Source organism: Paenibacillus sp. sgz302191, from assembly GCF_057749925.1.
In genome coordinates this window covers 58,375-70,983 of sequence record NZ_JBYLHY010000031.1, presented here as the reverse complement: position 1 = coordinate 70,983, position 12,609 = coordinate 58,375, and the positions used below count along the sequence as shown (strand labels likewise).

The following is a 12,609-nucleotide window of genomic DNA, read 5'->3' as shown; positions in this document are numbered from 1 at the left end:
TTACAATAGAGAAAGGCACGTTGATTGAACGGAGGATTATAGTGGCCAAGGAAAGCTTCGATAAAGAGATCCAATTTCTGCGCATGCTCGTGCTGACAAGCGGCGCGTACAGCAGACAGCAATTCGCTGAACGGCTGGGCATTTCCGTACATACCTTCGACAAAACGCTCCGGCGGCTCAAAGAAATCGTGAACACCATATATAGGCAGCTGCCGCAGGAGCAGGGCAAAGAATTTGCCGAATCGATCCGCTTCAGCTACTACGAGTCGACCGATCCGATGCTGTTGTTCCTGTTTCGCGCCAAATCCTTGAAGGAATCCGAATCTCACAGAGTCTCGCTGCTCCTGGCGGCTTTGAACGAACAAGCGCTGACGACTATGGAGCTTATGGACATTTGCTGCAGCGGTTTAAGTTCCGATCTCCCCCTCCCTGATGAAAAGACGATCCGGTCGGATCTCAAATATTTGGAAGAGGTCGGCGTGATCAAAAGGGAGCCCGGGGCCCGCCCCTACCGGTACCGGCTTCAAAACGACCTGATCCGGGAATTGTCGGATGAGGAGCTTTTTGATCTGTACGATTTTGTGGACGTTATGGCAAACACGCAGGTGCCTTCCGTGCAAGGCTATTTGCTGCGCGACGGGTTGAAGAAACAATTTATGCGCAATCAAGCGGAAAAGCATGCTATCGAGCCATTTTTATATAAGTATCACTATTACTCGCGGATTTTAGATGAAGCGCATCTGTTCACGCTCCTGAGCGCCATCCGCGGCCGCCGCAAAGTCCGATTTTTGTATTTCTCGCCCAAAGCCGATAAAAGCTACGCCTCCAAGAACACCAACCCTCTGTTCGAGCGCGAAACGGAAGGCAAAATGGAAACGACGCTTCCGCTGAAGGTCGTCTACGATCATCAGTACGGACGGTGGTACTTGCTCGCGAGCGGCAGAGAGGGCGTTCGGAAATACCGTATGGAGGGCATGACTCAGATCGAAGAAGATGAAGTTGTCGCAGAGGATTTGTTTAAGGAGAAGACAACCAATTTGGAGGCAAAAATCAAGTACAGCTGGCTGATCGATACCGGACGGCCGGTGACGGTGCGCGTCCGATTTTACAATCCTGACAGCCTGGAGCCCAATTTCATTAAAGAGCGCGTCCTGCTGCAAGGACAATGGGGGCAAATCGTGTACGAGGATGAACATTCTTTTATATTTGAAATTACCGTTAACGGAACTACTGAAATTAAGCCATGGCTGCGAAGCTTCGGGTCAAGCTGCGAAATTTTGGAGCCGGTCCGGTTCCGCCGGGAAATGATTGCCGAATGGAAGGAGATTCAAGCGTACTATGAATCTTTTTGAAAAAATCTTCAACTACCAGATCATCTCCCGGCTGGAGGATTCCGGTACGTTCATGGTCACCTCGCACGAAAGGGCTTGGCTGAAAACGATGCTGGAGCATCCCGCTGCGGCCGAGGCTTTCACTGCCGGAACCTTGGAAAAGCTGCGCTCCCTGCTTGAACCCGATCCCGTCATGGATATTTCGGAACACCTGATCGAAAAAGCGAGAAGCATGGAGAAACAAGTCTACCACCCGCTCCTCCGCACTTTACGCCGCTGTATGACGAATAAGAGCGGGGTTCGAATCACTTACTCGATCAAGGGCGGGCGAGTGAATTCGGACCATTCGGGGCTGCCGTACAAATTGGAATACTCCATGGTCAAAAGAGAATGGTACCTGCTGTGGTACCACCTCCGGCATCATGCGTTGATGAGCACCAGACTGACGAACATTGTCTCCGTCTCGGCAGAGCCTGTCGAGCAGGCGGAAGCAGACGCCATCTTCGCCAAAATCAGCCGGACGCTCGACTCGCGCAAAGCCGAAGCCGTCATCGGAGTGGTCCACGAATACAACAGAGAATTGTCGCGCATCCTTTATGCCTTCTCCTGCTTCGAAAAGGATGTCGAGTACGACGCCGGGAACGACGTTTATCAAGTCAGGATATGCTTGCTCGAAGACGAATACGAATATTTGCTCTCCAAAATCCGTTTCCTCGGCAAGCGGGTCCGGGTTATCCAAGGCGATTATCTGAAAAAGCGGATGCTGGAATCGTCAACAAAAGCGCTGGAGCGGTATGGTGTTATGCAATCCGAAGAAGAGGAGCTTTCTTCGTAAAGATTACAGCAGCGGGCCCGCGGGCCCGCTTCTTTTGTCATTCGCACCGCTTTTAATCTACTCTGGCTCCAAAGGATTTTAAAAAGATAACCGCTTGAATACTATCCATTCGCACCCCCTTCAAATTAAGGCTCTTTAAATCAACCCCTTCTAGGTTAGCGCCTCTCAGGTCCGCTCCTTGCAGCTTGGCCTTGGCCAATGACACTCTGGTCAAATCGCAATTTCTTAAATCGGCCTTTTCCAAATTTGCATCCGTAAAATCGGTCTCAAAAAAACGAGCTCCCCTTAAATCTTGTTTGTTTAGCGCCGCATGCCTTAAATTGGTGTAGGACCAGTCCCCTCCATGAATCGTAATCCCATCCAACTGGGCCCCTGCAAAGTCAGAACCTGTCATCTTGCAAGACGTGAATTTGGATACGAAAAGATTAGCTCCGGTAAACTGACAATTTTCGAAGGCTGTCTCCGTATGTACAGAGCCGTTTAAGGCGGCTCCGCGGAAATTGCATTCGACGAAACGGCAGTTGCTTGTAGCCACTTCTTCCATAGAGGCATTCATAAACGTACATTTTTTGAATGTACAGTGTACTAACTCGCCGTATCGTAAATCTCGCCCGTCAAATTGCACCTCATCATAGGACTGATTCTTGTATTGGTACATACTTAATCCTCCTGCCAACAAACATTTCAGCCGTTCGTACGGCTACTTCTTTTTTGTTACGGCTTTTTTCTTGGATGGCTTTGCTTTCTTATCAATGGCTTGTCGCTCGGCTAGTATGGAAGCCGCTCGCTCCGCCTCTTCTCTGAGCAGCTTTTCCCGATGTTGTTTTTCGGCTTCGAGCTGTTCCTGCTTCCGCTTATATTCCGAGAAAACAAAGTCCTGAATGACGGGGTTGTTCATTCGCAGGTATTGCTCGAAGACGTCCGGATATACAAACGTTTTTTGCCCGATTGTGTCCGTAAATACGACCATTACCCGCTCGTCATCCTTGTTCACTACCCGCCCAACGCCAAATTTAATATGAGTAACTTCGTGATCAATCAGATTCATTCGTTTGCTTCCCCTTCAGCTCATTTCGCAAATAGTGCCCGGTATAGCTTATCTCGCATTCCGCCACTTCCTCCGGAGTACCGGAGCAGACCAGGTGACCTCCATTTATGCCGCCCTCGGGTCCCAGATCAATGATATAATCGGCGTTTTTTATCACATCCAAGTTGTGCTCAATTATAACAACCGTATTTCCGCTGTCAACCAAGTCATGCAAAATGTGAACCAATTGATGCACATCTGCAACGTGCAAACCCGTTGTCGGTTCATCCATCACGTATAGAGTCGAGCCCGTAGCCGGTTTAAGCAGTTCCGCTGCAAGCTTCACCCGCTGCGCTTCGCCGCCTGAAAGCGTCGTTGAGGCCTGCCCGAGCTGAACATAACCTAGCCCTACCTTGCAAAGCGCCTCTATTCTTCTGCGGATTTTAGGAATACTTCCAAAAAACGCAACAGCTTCGTCTGCAGTCATCGCTAGCACATCTGCAATGCTTTTGCCCTTATAGTGAATTTCCAGCGTTTCACGGCCATAACGTTTCCCTTTGCAAACATCGCAGGGGACAAAGACATCGGGAAGAAAATGCATTTCTATTTTCATAAGACCATCGCCGGAACAAGCCTCACAGCGGCCGCCCGGAACGTTAAACGAAAATCTTTTCGCATCGTATCCGCGAATTTTCGCTTCATTTGTCTGCGCGTAGAGTGACCGGATCAGGTCAAAAAGACCCGTGTAGGTAGCCGGATTGGAACGGGGCGTGCGCCCGATCGGGCTTTGGTCGATATAAATAATTTTGTCGAGAGAAGCCACTCCCTCTATTTGCTTATGTTTGCCTGCGCGAGTATGGGCCCGGTTAAGCTCTGAAGCAAGCTTTTTATACAATATTTCATTGATTAAGCTGGATTTCCCGGAGCCCGAAACGCCGGTAACACAGGTCAGTGTGCCAAGAGGGATCGAAACGTTGATTCCCTTCAAATTATTTTCCGCCGCGCCGATGATGGTCAGGGATTTTCCGCTGCCCGTGCGCCGCATTTGGGGCACTGCAATTTGTTGCTTGCCGGAAATATATTGACCGGTTATGGAGTTTGGTTCGTTTATAAGGTTGTCAAGCGTTCCCTGCGCAACAACTTGCCCGCCATGTTTTCCCGCTCTCGGCCCTATATCTACAATCCAATCCGCTTGCCGGATCGTATCTTCGTCATGTTCAACAATAATGAGCGTGTTCCCCTTATCGCACAAGTCCCTTAACGCGGACAAGAGGAGCGCATTGTCCCGCTGATGAAGTCCAATAGAAGGTTCGTCCAAAACATACAGCACTCCGGTCAAGCCCGAGCCAATTTGCGTAGCTAGCCGAATGCGCTGATTTTCACCGCCGGAAAGCGTGCCTGAAGCTCTGGAAAGCGTTAAATACTCCAGACCGACGTTTTTCATAAACATAAGCCGGGAGCGAATTTCTGCGAGGATTGAATCCGCGATTGCCGCTTTCGCCCCGGGCAGCCTCAGATTTGCTATAAAATCGATCGCGTCGTTAACGGATAATTTGCAGAAATCGGCAATGTTTATACCACCGACCTTTACAGCCAGGAGCATAGGGGCCAGGCGGTCGCCATGACAATCGGGGCACGGCGGTGCGGAGAGGTCATCCTCAACCTCCTTCTGCATGTTGGAAAACTGCTCATAAGAGCCCGCTTTGAAATGAAATCCGAGTCCGTAGCAAGTCTGGCAGGCTCCGTATTGGTTATTGAACGAAAACATTCGCGGCGATAACTCGGGAAGCGATTGACCGCATCGCGAACAGCTGTAGCTTTGAGAAAAGCAAGTTTCTTTTTGACTCTCGTATTGATATATAGTTACGACATCGCCGGATAACGAAAACGCTGATTCCAGGGAATCGACCAGACGCTGCGCATCCTCCGCCCGAACAGTGAGCCGGTCTACGACGATTTCAATCGTATGCATTTTGTTTTTATGAAGTTGAATATCTTCATTCAAGGAATAGAAAGTGCCGTCCACTCGAACACGCGCATATCCGTTCAGCTTGGCCTGCTCAAGTACCTTAAGGTGCTCGCCTTTTTCGCCCTGGATTACCGGCGCCAATACCGCAAATTTGGTTCCTTGCGGCAGCTTGTAAATGTGATCGACGATTTCATCGACAGATTGCCGGCTAATTTCTTCCTTGCAATCGGGGCAATACGGAGTGCCTGTCCTGGCCCACAGCAGACGCAAGTAATCATAAATTTCTGTCACCGTACCGACAGTGGAACGGGGATTTTTCGAGGTTGTTTTTTGTTCAATCGCGATCGCTGGCGAAAGCCCTTCAATAAAATCAACGTCCGGTGTTTGGACTTGCCCCAAAAATTGGCGGGCATATGCGGATAGTGATTCCACGTAGCGTTTTTGACCCTCGGCATAAAGCGTATCGAACGCCAGACTGGACTTCCCCGAACCGCTCACTCCGGTGAATACAACGACTTGATCGCGCGGAATTTTAATACTGATGTTTTTTAAATTATTTTCCCTTGCGCCGCTAACATGTATGAAGCTGTGCATAAGGTGACCTCCTCGAACACATCAAATAGATACCGCATCCAGCTCAGAAGTTGAGGACTTAACGGGCGACTTTGGGCATCGACATATTTAAAGGTATCATATACAATTATGACAACAGTATGTCATAGTTTTTATGCGCTAATTAAAAAATTTAAGGTGATTACAGTGAAGATAGATCGATTGCTATCCATTGTCATGCTGCTGCTTGAGCGTAATAAAGTCAGTGCTTCCAAGCTTGCGGAAATGTTTGAAGTCACGCCTCGAACCATCTTTAGAGACATAGAAGCCATAAACAAGGCAGGTATCCCGATCATTACTTATCCTGGCGCTAACGGCGGTATCGGCATCATGGAAGAATACAAAATAGAAAAAAAGCTGTTTACGGTTACGGACATCACTGCGCTGCTAATCGGACTTAATAGCATCCATTCTTCTATGTCCAGCGAAGAAATCCTCAATACGATGGCAAAAGTAAAAGGGTTGGTTCCGGAAGAGCAAATCAGGAATTTCGAAAATCAGATTACCATTGATCATACGCCGTGGTTCGGCAGCAGAAACGTAAAGCCAAACTTTGAGGAAATGAAAGTTGCGCTCGATGAGAAACGGTTATTGTCTTTTAATTATTCCGACCAAAATGACAGACGAACTCAAAGGAGGATCGAGCCCTATAGATTGGTGTTAAAAGATTCGGCTTGGTATTTGCACGGCTATTGTACTTCCAAGCAAGACTTCCGCACTTTTAAACTTTCGCGCATTACGTCGCTAAAACTGCTCGATGAGAGATTTGTTCCCAGAGAATTTGAATCCGGGACGTTGCACTCCTCCGAAAATAATACGATTACGATTAAACTTCTAATCGATGAATCACTCAGAGATTTTATGACGGACTATTGCGGAGAAGAAAACATCGAGTCTTATGGGGAAAATAAATGGATCGTTTCCTTTCCATTTATTGAAAATGACCACGGATACGGTTATTTGCTTCGTTTTGGAGATAAATGCGAATGCCTGGAGCCTGAAAATGTTCGAGTAGAGATTATTCGAAGAATTAACAGATTAATGGGGATTTATAAAATAAAAAACGCCGAACAGCTTTAGCTGCTTGACGTTTTGCCCGTCGTGTTCCCGGAGCACTGCCCGCGCAGTCTTGCGATTTGCTCCGACAATGTATCGAGCTTGCTTTTAATAATTATCGCATCCGAATATTGCCGGGGAATATTGTCGAATCCATAATGGACGCCGGCCAGACCTCCTGCAATTGCGGCTATCGTATCGGAATCCCCTCCCAAATTGGCCGCATGCTGAACGACTTCATGGAAGGAAGCGGTATGAAGCAGTATGTGAAGTACCCAACGAAACGTATGAACGACAAAACCGCTCGGTTCGCAGTCGGGTTCATTTGTAAGGATATCCCGATATTCCGTATCGACGATTTCACTCTTGATCGCTTCAATGAGGGCCTCACCGTTGAAGAGTCTGCAAACTATGCGATTGTATATGTCACAGGCTTGATTGCAGCGTTCGTCATAGTGCGTCATTTTTGACTGCATTCGTGAAATTGTTTCAATATCCGAGAGATTAGGATAGCTTAATCCTACAGGGAGACAGCGCATGAGTGAGCCGTTGCCGGCGCTCTGTCCCAGATCCAAATCAGCCAGGAATGCGGCCTCAAACCAATTTCCGCGATAGGTGGCGAACACTCTTCGAATGATGTTCCCGATATCTTTGGGATCGGACCGGTACCACTCAAGAAATTTTTCACCGATTGCTTGGCCAGGGTCCTGAGGGTTTTCTAAGATTCCCTCCGCCACACACAAAGTCATCATCGTATCGTCAGTCACTTCCCCGGGATCTAAATCCCAGACTCCTCCGCCGATAATTTCAGTAAGATAGCCATATTTCTGCTGAACTTCTTTCTTCGTCATAAATTCCGTCGTACCGCCTAGCGCATCTCCAATCGCAACGCCGTATAGCCCACCCTTGATTTTATCGATACTCATCAAAATTCCTCCCTGTTTCCGCGACGTTAAGGCTTATATTGATAGAGCGTAACTGCTGCATCTGTGAAAATATCATGGATCATAGTCGAGACAACGGCCCAGTCACCGCCGCCCCGATCACATCCGATTTGATAAGGGAGCGCAACGGAGTATTGATTCGTTTTGGCAAACTCATATAATTGCTGCAAAGCACCCCTTAAAGCTTCATCGTTCGTATATTTCTTACCGTCCCTGCCAAAATATTGCTGTCCAAACAAGTTGGCCACATACTTATCCGTTCCAACTGCAACTAGCTGGCAGCTTCCAAGCAAATTCTCTTTATTTCGCAGACAAAACTGTAAATATTCCGTAAACGCTTTGGGATAAAGCTGTTTAACCTGTTTGGCTACTCCCGATCCCATTACTACCTGGCAATTCACCTGATGACCAATGATATGTTCCGATGCTTGAAGCAAATTTCCCGTAACAAGATTAACCGTCATATCCTCACTTCGCCCCTTCTCCACATTCTTCCTTCAGTGCCGATTCCAGCTTGGGTTAAACCGGTAAAGCTTAGAGGGACGATGTCCCGCGTCCTTTGTGAATTCATTTGTCTCCTTGACCATAGGCGCAATCTTTCTCCGGAATGCAGCGGCTAAAAGTTCTTTTCCAAGCACGACCTCATATACCTGTTGAAGTTCCGATAGCGTGAATAACGGGGGCATGAGGTTGAAGGCGATGTCTGTGTACTCGATTTTGTTGCGCAATCGTTCTATCGCATACTCGATAATTTTGGCGTGGTCGAAAGCGATGCCCTGCGAGTCCACAACCTCTCGGATTATTTTTGTTGTTCGCTGAATCGCTGCCTCCGTGATTTTTACCGTTGCAGTTAAACTGTCGGTTTCATTTCGCAGGACGATCTTGATAAGCCTTTCGATTTCATAACCTTCATCCAGGTTAGTGATCTTCTCTTGGAAAACGGTATACGTTACATCGAACCATTTAGCGTCGTCCGCATCGTCTCCAGCCCGAACATCCAAGGATGTACGATCTACAAGCGCCATATAAGAGCAGCTGATAACCCGCGTTCTCGGATCCCGGTCAACGTCGCCCCATGTAAACAACTGTTCCATATACACATTCCCGATATTGGTTTCGCTCTTCAGTTCCCGCCTGGCCGCATCCTCAATGCTCTCATGAATGGAAACGAAGCCTCCCGGCAAAGCCCATTGACCAATAAAAGGGTGCTCCCCTCTCCTAATAAGCAGAAGCTGTAACGACTTCTCCGGAAGCTTCCTGTAATTATCCTGAATTTGATCCATAACGGTAAAAATAAGCATATCCACTGTAACAGAAGGACTTTCGTATATACTTGCATCATAGGAATCTAAGTACTCCTTCTCAGTCATGCCATTCCGGTCACGAATGAATGATGGTTCGCTCATGATCATACAACCTGCCTTATTTTGTTATTATCAAAATGTTATTATCTAATTGTTATTATACATCAACTTCATAACGCAATGTCAATACGCGCCGGTTCAGGACTTCGTCACAATTCTTTTGTTACTTGGATGCAGCCGCAGCAGCGAGTGTCTTCATCGTTCACCGCATTCGTGATATGCAAAAAAGCGGCAGCACGTATGTGCCCCGCAGATTTTGACTTTTACCGAAACGGATCCGGCAGATAGTTACTTTTTAATATTGAATCCGGTTGTTGAATCATAGCTTACTGTTAGCGCAAGTTCATCGACGGCGAACTTCCATGTCATAGGGAAATATACAACGTCATTATAAACAATTACAGGATACTCTTCTTTGGCATTATCGAGCCATGCATCATTTACAAATATGTTGCCGGACGGAAGATTGACCACGTATTCTGCGTTCAAACTGTTATATGACCCTTTTTCTTGAGTAAAAACAGCGCCTTTATTATCAGTCTTTCTGATCGAAAAACCGGTATCCGCACTCCAGCTAATGTCTAGAGCAAGCGCTTGGGTGTATGTCCAGGTCATCGGAAAATAAGTAATGTCTTTAAAAGATAAGACGGGATACTTGGCATATGTATTATCGATTTCTTTGTCATTGATCTTAACTTTATAATTTGGCAAAGACGCCTTTAGTCTATGATCAGGCTCTGCTTTCTTGGGTTCGCTTGCCGGAGTTTTGGTTGAGGGCGATGAAGAGGAACTGTCTGAACTGCCGGAACTGGAGCTGCCTCCGTTATGATAGTGATAACCCGTACATAATCCTTTGGCTTGTGACTTGGCAGAGCAATTATGGCCGCCATTTGAATCCGTTCGTCCTGAATGAGCAGAAGCGTTCGAGGATGAAGTAAAAAGAATGAGCAGTGCCATTAAGATACATAATCTGTACTTCATAGATAATCCCCCCTTGTTGTAATCTTCATTCGACAGTGCCCCCATAAAGTTGTTGAAAACCAGCCTGATAGTTCTCACAACTTATTCCACATTCTAGCTGAAAATTCCTTTTTTCGACAGTAATTTTTTCCACTATTATACACTGCCGCGAACCTCAATAAATGCAAATGAGGACCATGCACAACGCACGTCCTCATTTCGTTCCCCGACTATCTCTTGCACTCACTCTATAGAACTTTCGCCAAAAAATCCTTCGTACGGGCGTTAGACGGGCTTCCGAACACCTGCTCAGGCGTTCCTTCCTCCACGATCACGCCTTTGTCCATAAACACAATCCTGTCGCCCACTTCGCGGGCAAACCCCATCTCATGGGTTACGATAATCATGGTCATGCCGCCTTCAGCCAGCTTCTTCATGACATCCAGCACCTCGCCGACCATTTCCGGATCAAGCGCTGAAGTCGGCTCGTCAAACAGCATCACATGCGGCTGCATCGCCAATGCGCGCGCGATGGCAATCCGCTGCTGCTGCCCGCCGGAGAGCTGGGACGGGTAAACATCCCTTTTGTCTGCCAGTCCGACAGTATGCAGCAGCTCCATCGCAGTCTTTTCCGCTTCAGCGGCTGGCAGGCCTTTCACCTTGATAGGTGCAAGGGTTAGATTTTGCAGAACAGTCTTATGCGGAAAAAGGTTGAAATGCTGGAACACCATGCCCATTTTCTCCCGGGTGGCGTTAATGTTGTGTCCACGGCTTGTAATGGACGCGTTCTCGAACATAATTTCACCGCCGCTCGGCTGCTCAAGCAGGTTCATACAACGCAGAAATGTGCTTTTGCCCGAGCCGCTAGGCCCGATGACAACAACGACCTCGCCGCCCGCAATGCTGATATCGATTCCTTTGAGAATTTCTGTGCTCCCATACGATTTGCGCAACCCTTTAACGGTGATCACTTGCTCCCATCCTCCTTTCCCATGCACCAAGCAGTTTGGACAGCAAGAAAGTCAATACAAAATAAATCGCGGCTGCAATAATGAACGGACTAAGTCCCTTGTACGTAATGTTTTTCACGATCCCCGCCTGGTACATAATATCTGCCATCCCGATCACAGAGATGATGGAGGATTCCTTGATAATCGTAATAAACTCGTTCCCGATCGCAGGAAGGACGGACTTGAACGCCTGCGGCAAAATAATATGGCGCATCGCCAGCGCCCTGCTCATCCCTAGCGAACGGGCTGCTTCCATCTGCCCGCGGTTCACGCCTTGAATGCCCGCGCGGAAAATCTCCGCCAAATAGGCCGAACTGTTCAGGGACAGCGTAATAATCCCCGACTGCAGCGGGGTAAAGTTGATGTTCAGAGTGAGCGCCAGCCCATAGTGGACGATCATGAGCTGCACCAGCATCGGCGTTCCGCGCAACACCTCGACATACGTGGTGCCCAGCCAGCGGATCACCCGGGTACCCGACATCCGCAGCAGACAGATGATCAGGCCGATCACAAAGCCGAACAAGACGCCAAGCGCCGACAGCAGCAGGGTATAGCCAAGACCAAGCGCATAATAGCTGCGGTATTCCCAGAATGTTGTGAATATATTGCCGGTAGACGGCTGTCTTTCAACAGATAGCTGGCTCGCTTGTTTAACCATCTCGGCTATGCGGTTCTCGCTCTTCAGACGGGTGATTGTCGAGTTGGCTTTGGCCAGCAGCTCTGCGTTGCCTTTGCGGATGCCAATGGCCGCCTGAACAGGTGCCTGGTCCGGAACAGCTTCCGCAAGTGTAAACCCTTTGTCCTGCAGGTAGCCGAGCGCGACGGTATCTTCCAGGATGACGGCATTAACCCGTTTCGTCTGCAATTGCAGAACAAGATCCGGTATGCGGTCCAGAGATGTAATTACAGCCCCGGGAATGGACTGCGCGATCTCCTCCTGAATGGAGCCTTTTTGCGCGCCGATCTTTTCCCCTTTGAGGCTGTCCATGGTTTTATAACGTTCCTTGTCTTCGGTACGAACCATCAATACTTGCTTGGATTGGTAATAATTGTCCGAAAAATCGATGCTTTGCCTGCGTTCATCCGTCGGCGTCATGCCCGATATGACCAAATCAACCCGGCCGCTCTGCAAAGCGGGCAGCAGGGCATCAAAGCTCATATCCTCAATAACAAGCTTCGCTCCCATGTCCTTGGCGATCTCGCCCGCAATGTCAATGTCAAAACCTACAATCTGATCTTTCCCATTGATCGTTTTATGAAATTCATACGGCGCATACTCGGCGCTGGTACCCAGCACAAGAGTTCTCTCTGACTGGCTGCCTGCCCCATAAGCGGTCAGAACGGGAAAACTTGCCAGCAGCATCAACAGCATAAGAACCGTATAACGGTAAATTTTTTTCAACCTGCTTCTCTCCCAACTCATAAAATAAACATGAACCCTGAGCAATTATAAAGGAGTACGGCTGATTATGCAATTAAAGCCGCGGCAAGGGGGAATATA

At 48.1% G+C, this 12,609-nt stretch carries 12 protein-coding genes; 3 read left to right on the top strand and 9 right to left on the bottom strand.

The genetic code is table 11. The features are described 5' to 3' along the window. Positions 1-41 precede the first annotated feature (41 nt). Positions 42-1,352 (top strand): helix-turn-helix transcriptional regulator, encoded by a 1,311-nt coding sequence (locus tag AC3G2T_RS31645; protein ID WP_488438011.1) that lies wholly within the window; start codon positions 42-44, stop codon positions 1,350-1,352. After that, on the top strand, positions 1,339-2,166 hold the full coding sequence (locus tag AC3G2T_RS31640; RefSeq protein ID WP_488438010.1) for a WYL domain-containing protein: 828 nt from the start codon (positions 1,339-1,341) through the stop codon (positions 2,164-2,166). Before AC3G2T_RS31645 ends, AC3G2T_RS31640 begins: the two co-directional genes overlap by 14 nt. Before the next feature lie 52 nt (positions 2,167-2,218). On the opposite strand, the gene AC3G2T_RS31635 is transcribed toward AC3G2T_RS31640, so the two are convergent. From AC3G2T_RS31635 to uvrA, 3 genes are read right to left on the bottom strand one after another with little or no spacing between them, the layout of a single operon-like run. Beyond that, positions 2,219-2,824, bottom strand: coding sequence for a pentapeptide repeat-containing protein (locus tag AC3G2T_RS31635; RefSeq protein WP_488438009.1), 606 nt, complete (start codon positions 2,822-2,824; stop codon positions 2,219-2,221). Positions 2,825-2,866: 42 nt separating this feature from the next. Next, positions 2,867-3,214 (bottom strand): hypothetical protein, encoded by a 348-nt coding sequence (locus AC3G2T_RS31630; RefSeq protein ID WP_488438008.1) that lies wholly within the window; start codon positions 3,212-3,214, stop codon positions 2,867-2,869. Next, positions 3,201-5,756, bottom strand: coding sequence for an excinuclease ABC subunit UvrA (uvrA, locus tag AC3G2T_RS31625; RefSeq protein ID WP_488438007.1), 2,556 nt, complete (start codon positions 5,754-5,756; stop codon positions 3,201-3,203). Before uvrA ends, AC3G2T_RS31630 begins: the two co-directional genes overlap by 14 nt. A gap of 165 nt (positions 5,757-5,921) precedes the next feature. Between uvrA and AC3G2T_RS31620 the strand changes: the two genes are divergently transcribed. Then, entirely contained in the window at positions 5,922-6,854 is a 933-nt protein-coding gene (locus AC3G2T_RS31620) for a helix-turn-helix transcriptional regulator (protein WP_488438006.1), read from the top strand. Here the strand turns inward: AC3G2T_RS31620 and AC3G2T_RS31615 are convergent. The 6 genes from AC3G2T_RS31615 to AC3G2T_RS31590 all read right to left on the bottom strand — a co-directional run bounded on the left by AC3G2T_RS31615 (position 6,851) and on the right by AC3G2T_RS31590 (position 12,510). Beyond that, the gene (locus tag AC3G2T_RS31615; protein WP_488438005.1) at positions 6,851-7,756 is read right to left on the bottom strand and encodes an ADP-ribosylglycohydrolase family protein; all 906 of its coding nucleotides are present in this window, start codon (positions 7,754-7,756) and stop codon (positions 6,851-6,853) included. The genes AC3G2T_RS31620 and AC3G2T_RS31615 overlap by 4 nt on opposite strands. A gap of 26 nt (positions 7,757-7,782) precedes the next feature. Further along, complete coding sequence (locus tag AC3G2T_RS31610) at positions 7,783-8,238, bottom strand: macro domain-containing protein (protein WP_488438004.1); 456 nt, start codon at positions 8,236-8,238, stop codon at positions 7,783-7,785. A 33-nt stretch (positions 8,239-8,271) separates the two neighbouring features. Beyond that, positions 8,272-9,180, bottom strand: a complete 909-nt coding sequence (locus tag AC3G2T_RS31605; protein ID WP_488438003.1) for an NUDIX hydrolase — start codon at positions 9,178-9,180, stop codon at positions 8,272-8,274. 246 nt (positions 9,181-9,426) lie between these two features. Further along, positions 9,427-10,119 (bottom strand): YHYH domain-containing protein, encoded by a 693-nt coding sequence (locus tag AC3G2T_RS31600; protein WP_488438002.1) that lies wholly within the window; start codon positions 10,117-10,119, stop codon positions 9,427-9,429. Positions 10,120-10,346: 227 nt separating this feature from the next. Then, positions 10,347-11,069 (bottom strand): amino acid ABC transporter ATP-binding protein, encoded by a 723-nt coding sequence (locus AC3G2T_RS31595; RefSeq protein ID WP_474684548.1) that lies wholly within the window; start codon positions 11,067-11,069, stop codon positions 10,347-10,349. Next, positions 11,056-12,510 (bottom strand): ABC transporter substrate-binding protein/permease, encoded by a 1,455-nt coding sequence (locus AC3G2T_RS31590; RefSeq protein WP_488438001.1) that lies wholly within the window; start codon positions 12,508-12,510, stop codon positions 11,056-11,058. Before AC3G2T_RS31590 ends, AC3G2T_RS31595 begins: the two co-directional genes overlap by 14 nt. Positions 12,511-12,609: the final 99 nt, after the last annotated feature.

Coding starts and splice junctions, on each gene's coding strand:
- AC3G2T_RS31640 (WP_488438010.1), top strand. CDS start 1,339: ATGAATCTTTTTGAAAAAATCTTCAACTACCAGATCATCTCCCGGCTG.
- AC3G2T_RS31635 (WP_488438009.1), bottom strand. CDS start 2,824: ATGTACCAATACAAGAATCAGTCCTATGATGAGGTGCAATTTGACGGG.
- AC3G2T_RS31630 (WP_488438008.1), bottom strand. CDS start 3,214: ATGAATCTGATTGATCACGAAGTTACTCATATTAAATTTGGCGTTGGG.
- uvrA (WP_488438007.1), bottom strand. CDS start 5,756: ATGCACAGCTTCATACATGTTAGCGGCGCAAGGGAAAATAATTTAAAA.
- AC3G2T_RS31615 (WP_488438005.1), bottom strand. CDS start 7,756: ATGAGTATCGATAAAATCAAGGGTGGGCTATACGGCGTTGCGATTGGA.
- AC3G2T_RS31610 (WP_488438004.1), bottom strand. CDS start 8,238: ATGACGGTTAATCTTGTTACGGGAAATTTGCTTCAAGCATCGGAACAT.
- AC3G2T_RS31605 (WP_488438003.1), bottom strand. CDS start 9,180: ATGAGCGAACCATCATTCATTCGTGACCGGAATGGCATGACTGAGAAG.
- AC3G2T_RS31600 (WP_488438002.1), bottom strand. CDS start 10,119: ATGAAGTACAGATTATGTATCTTAATGGCACTGCTCATTCTTTTTACT.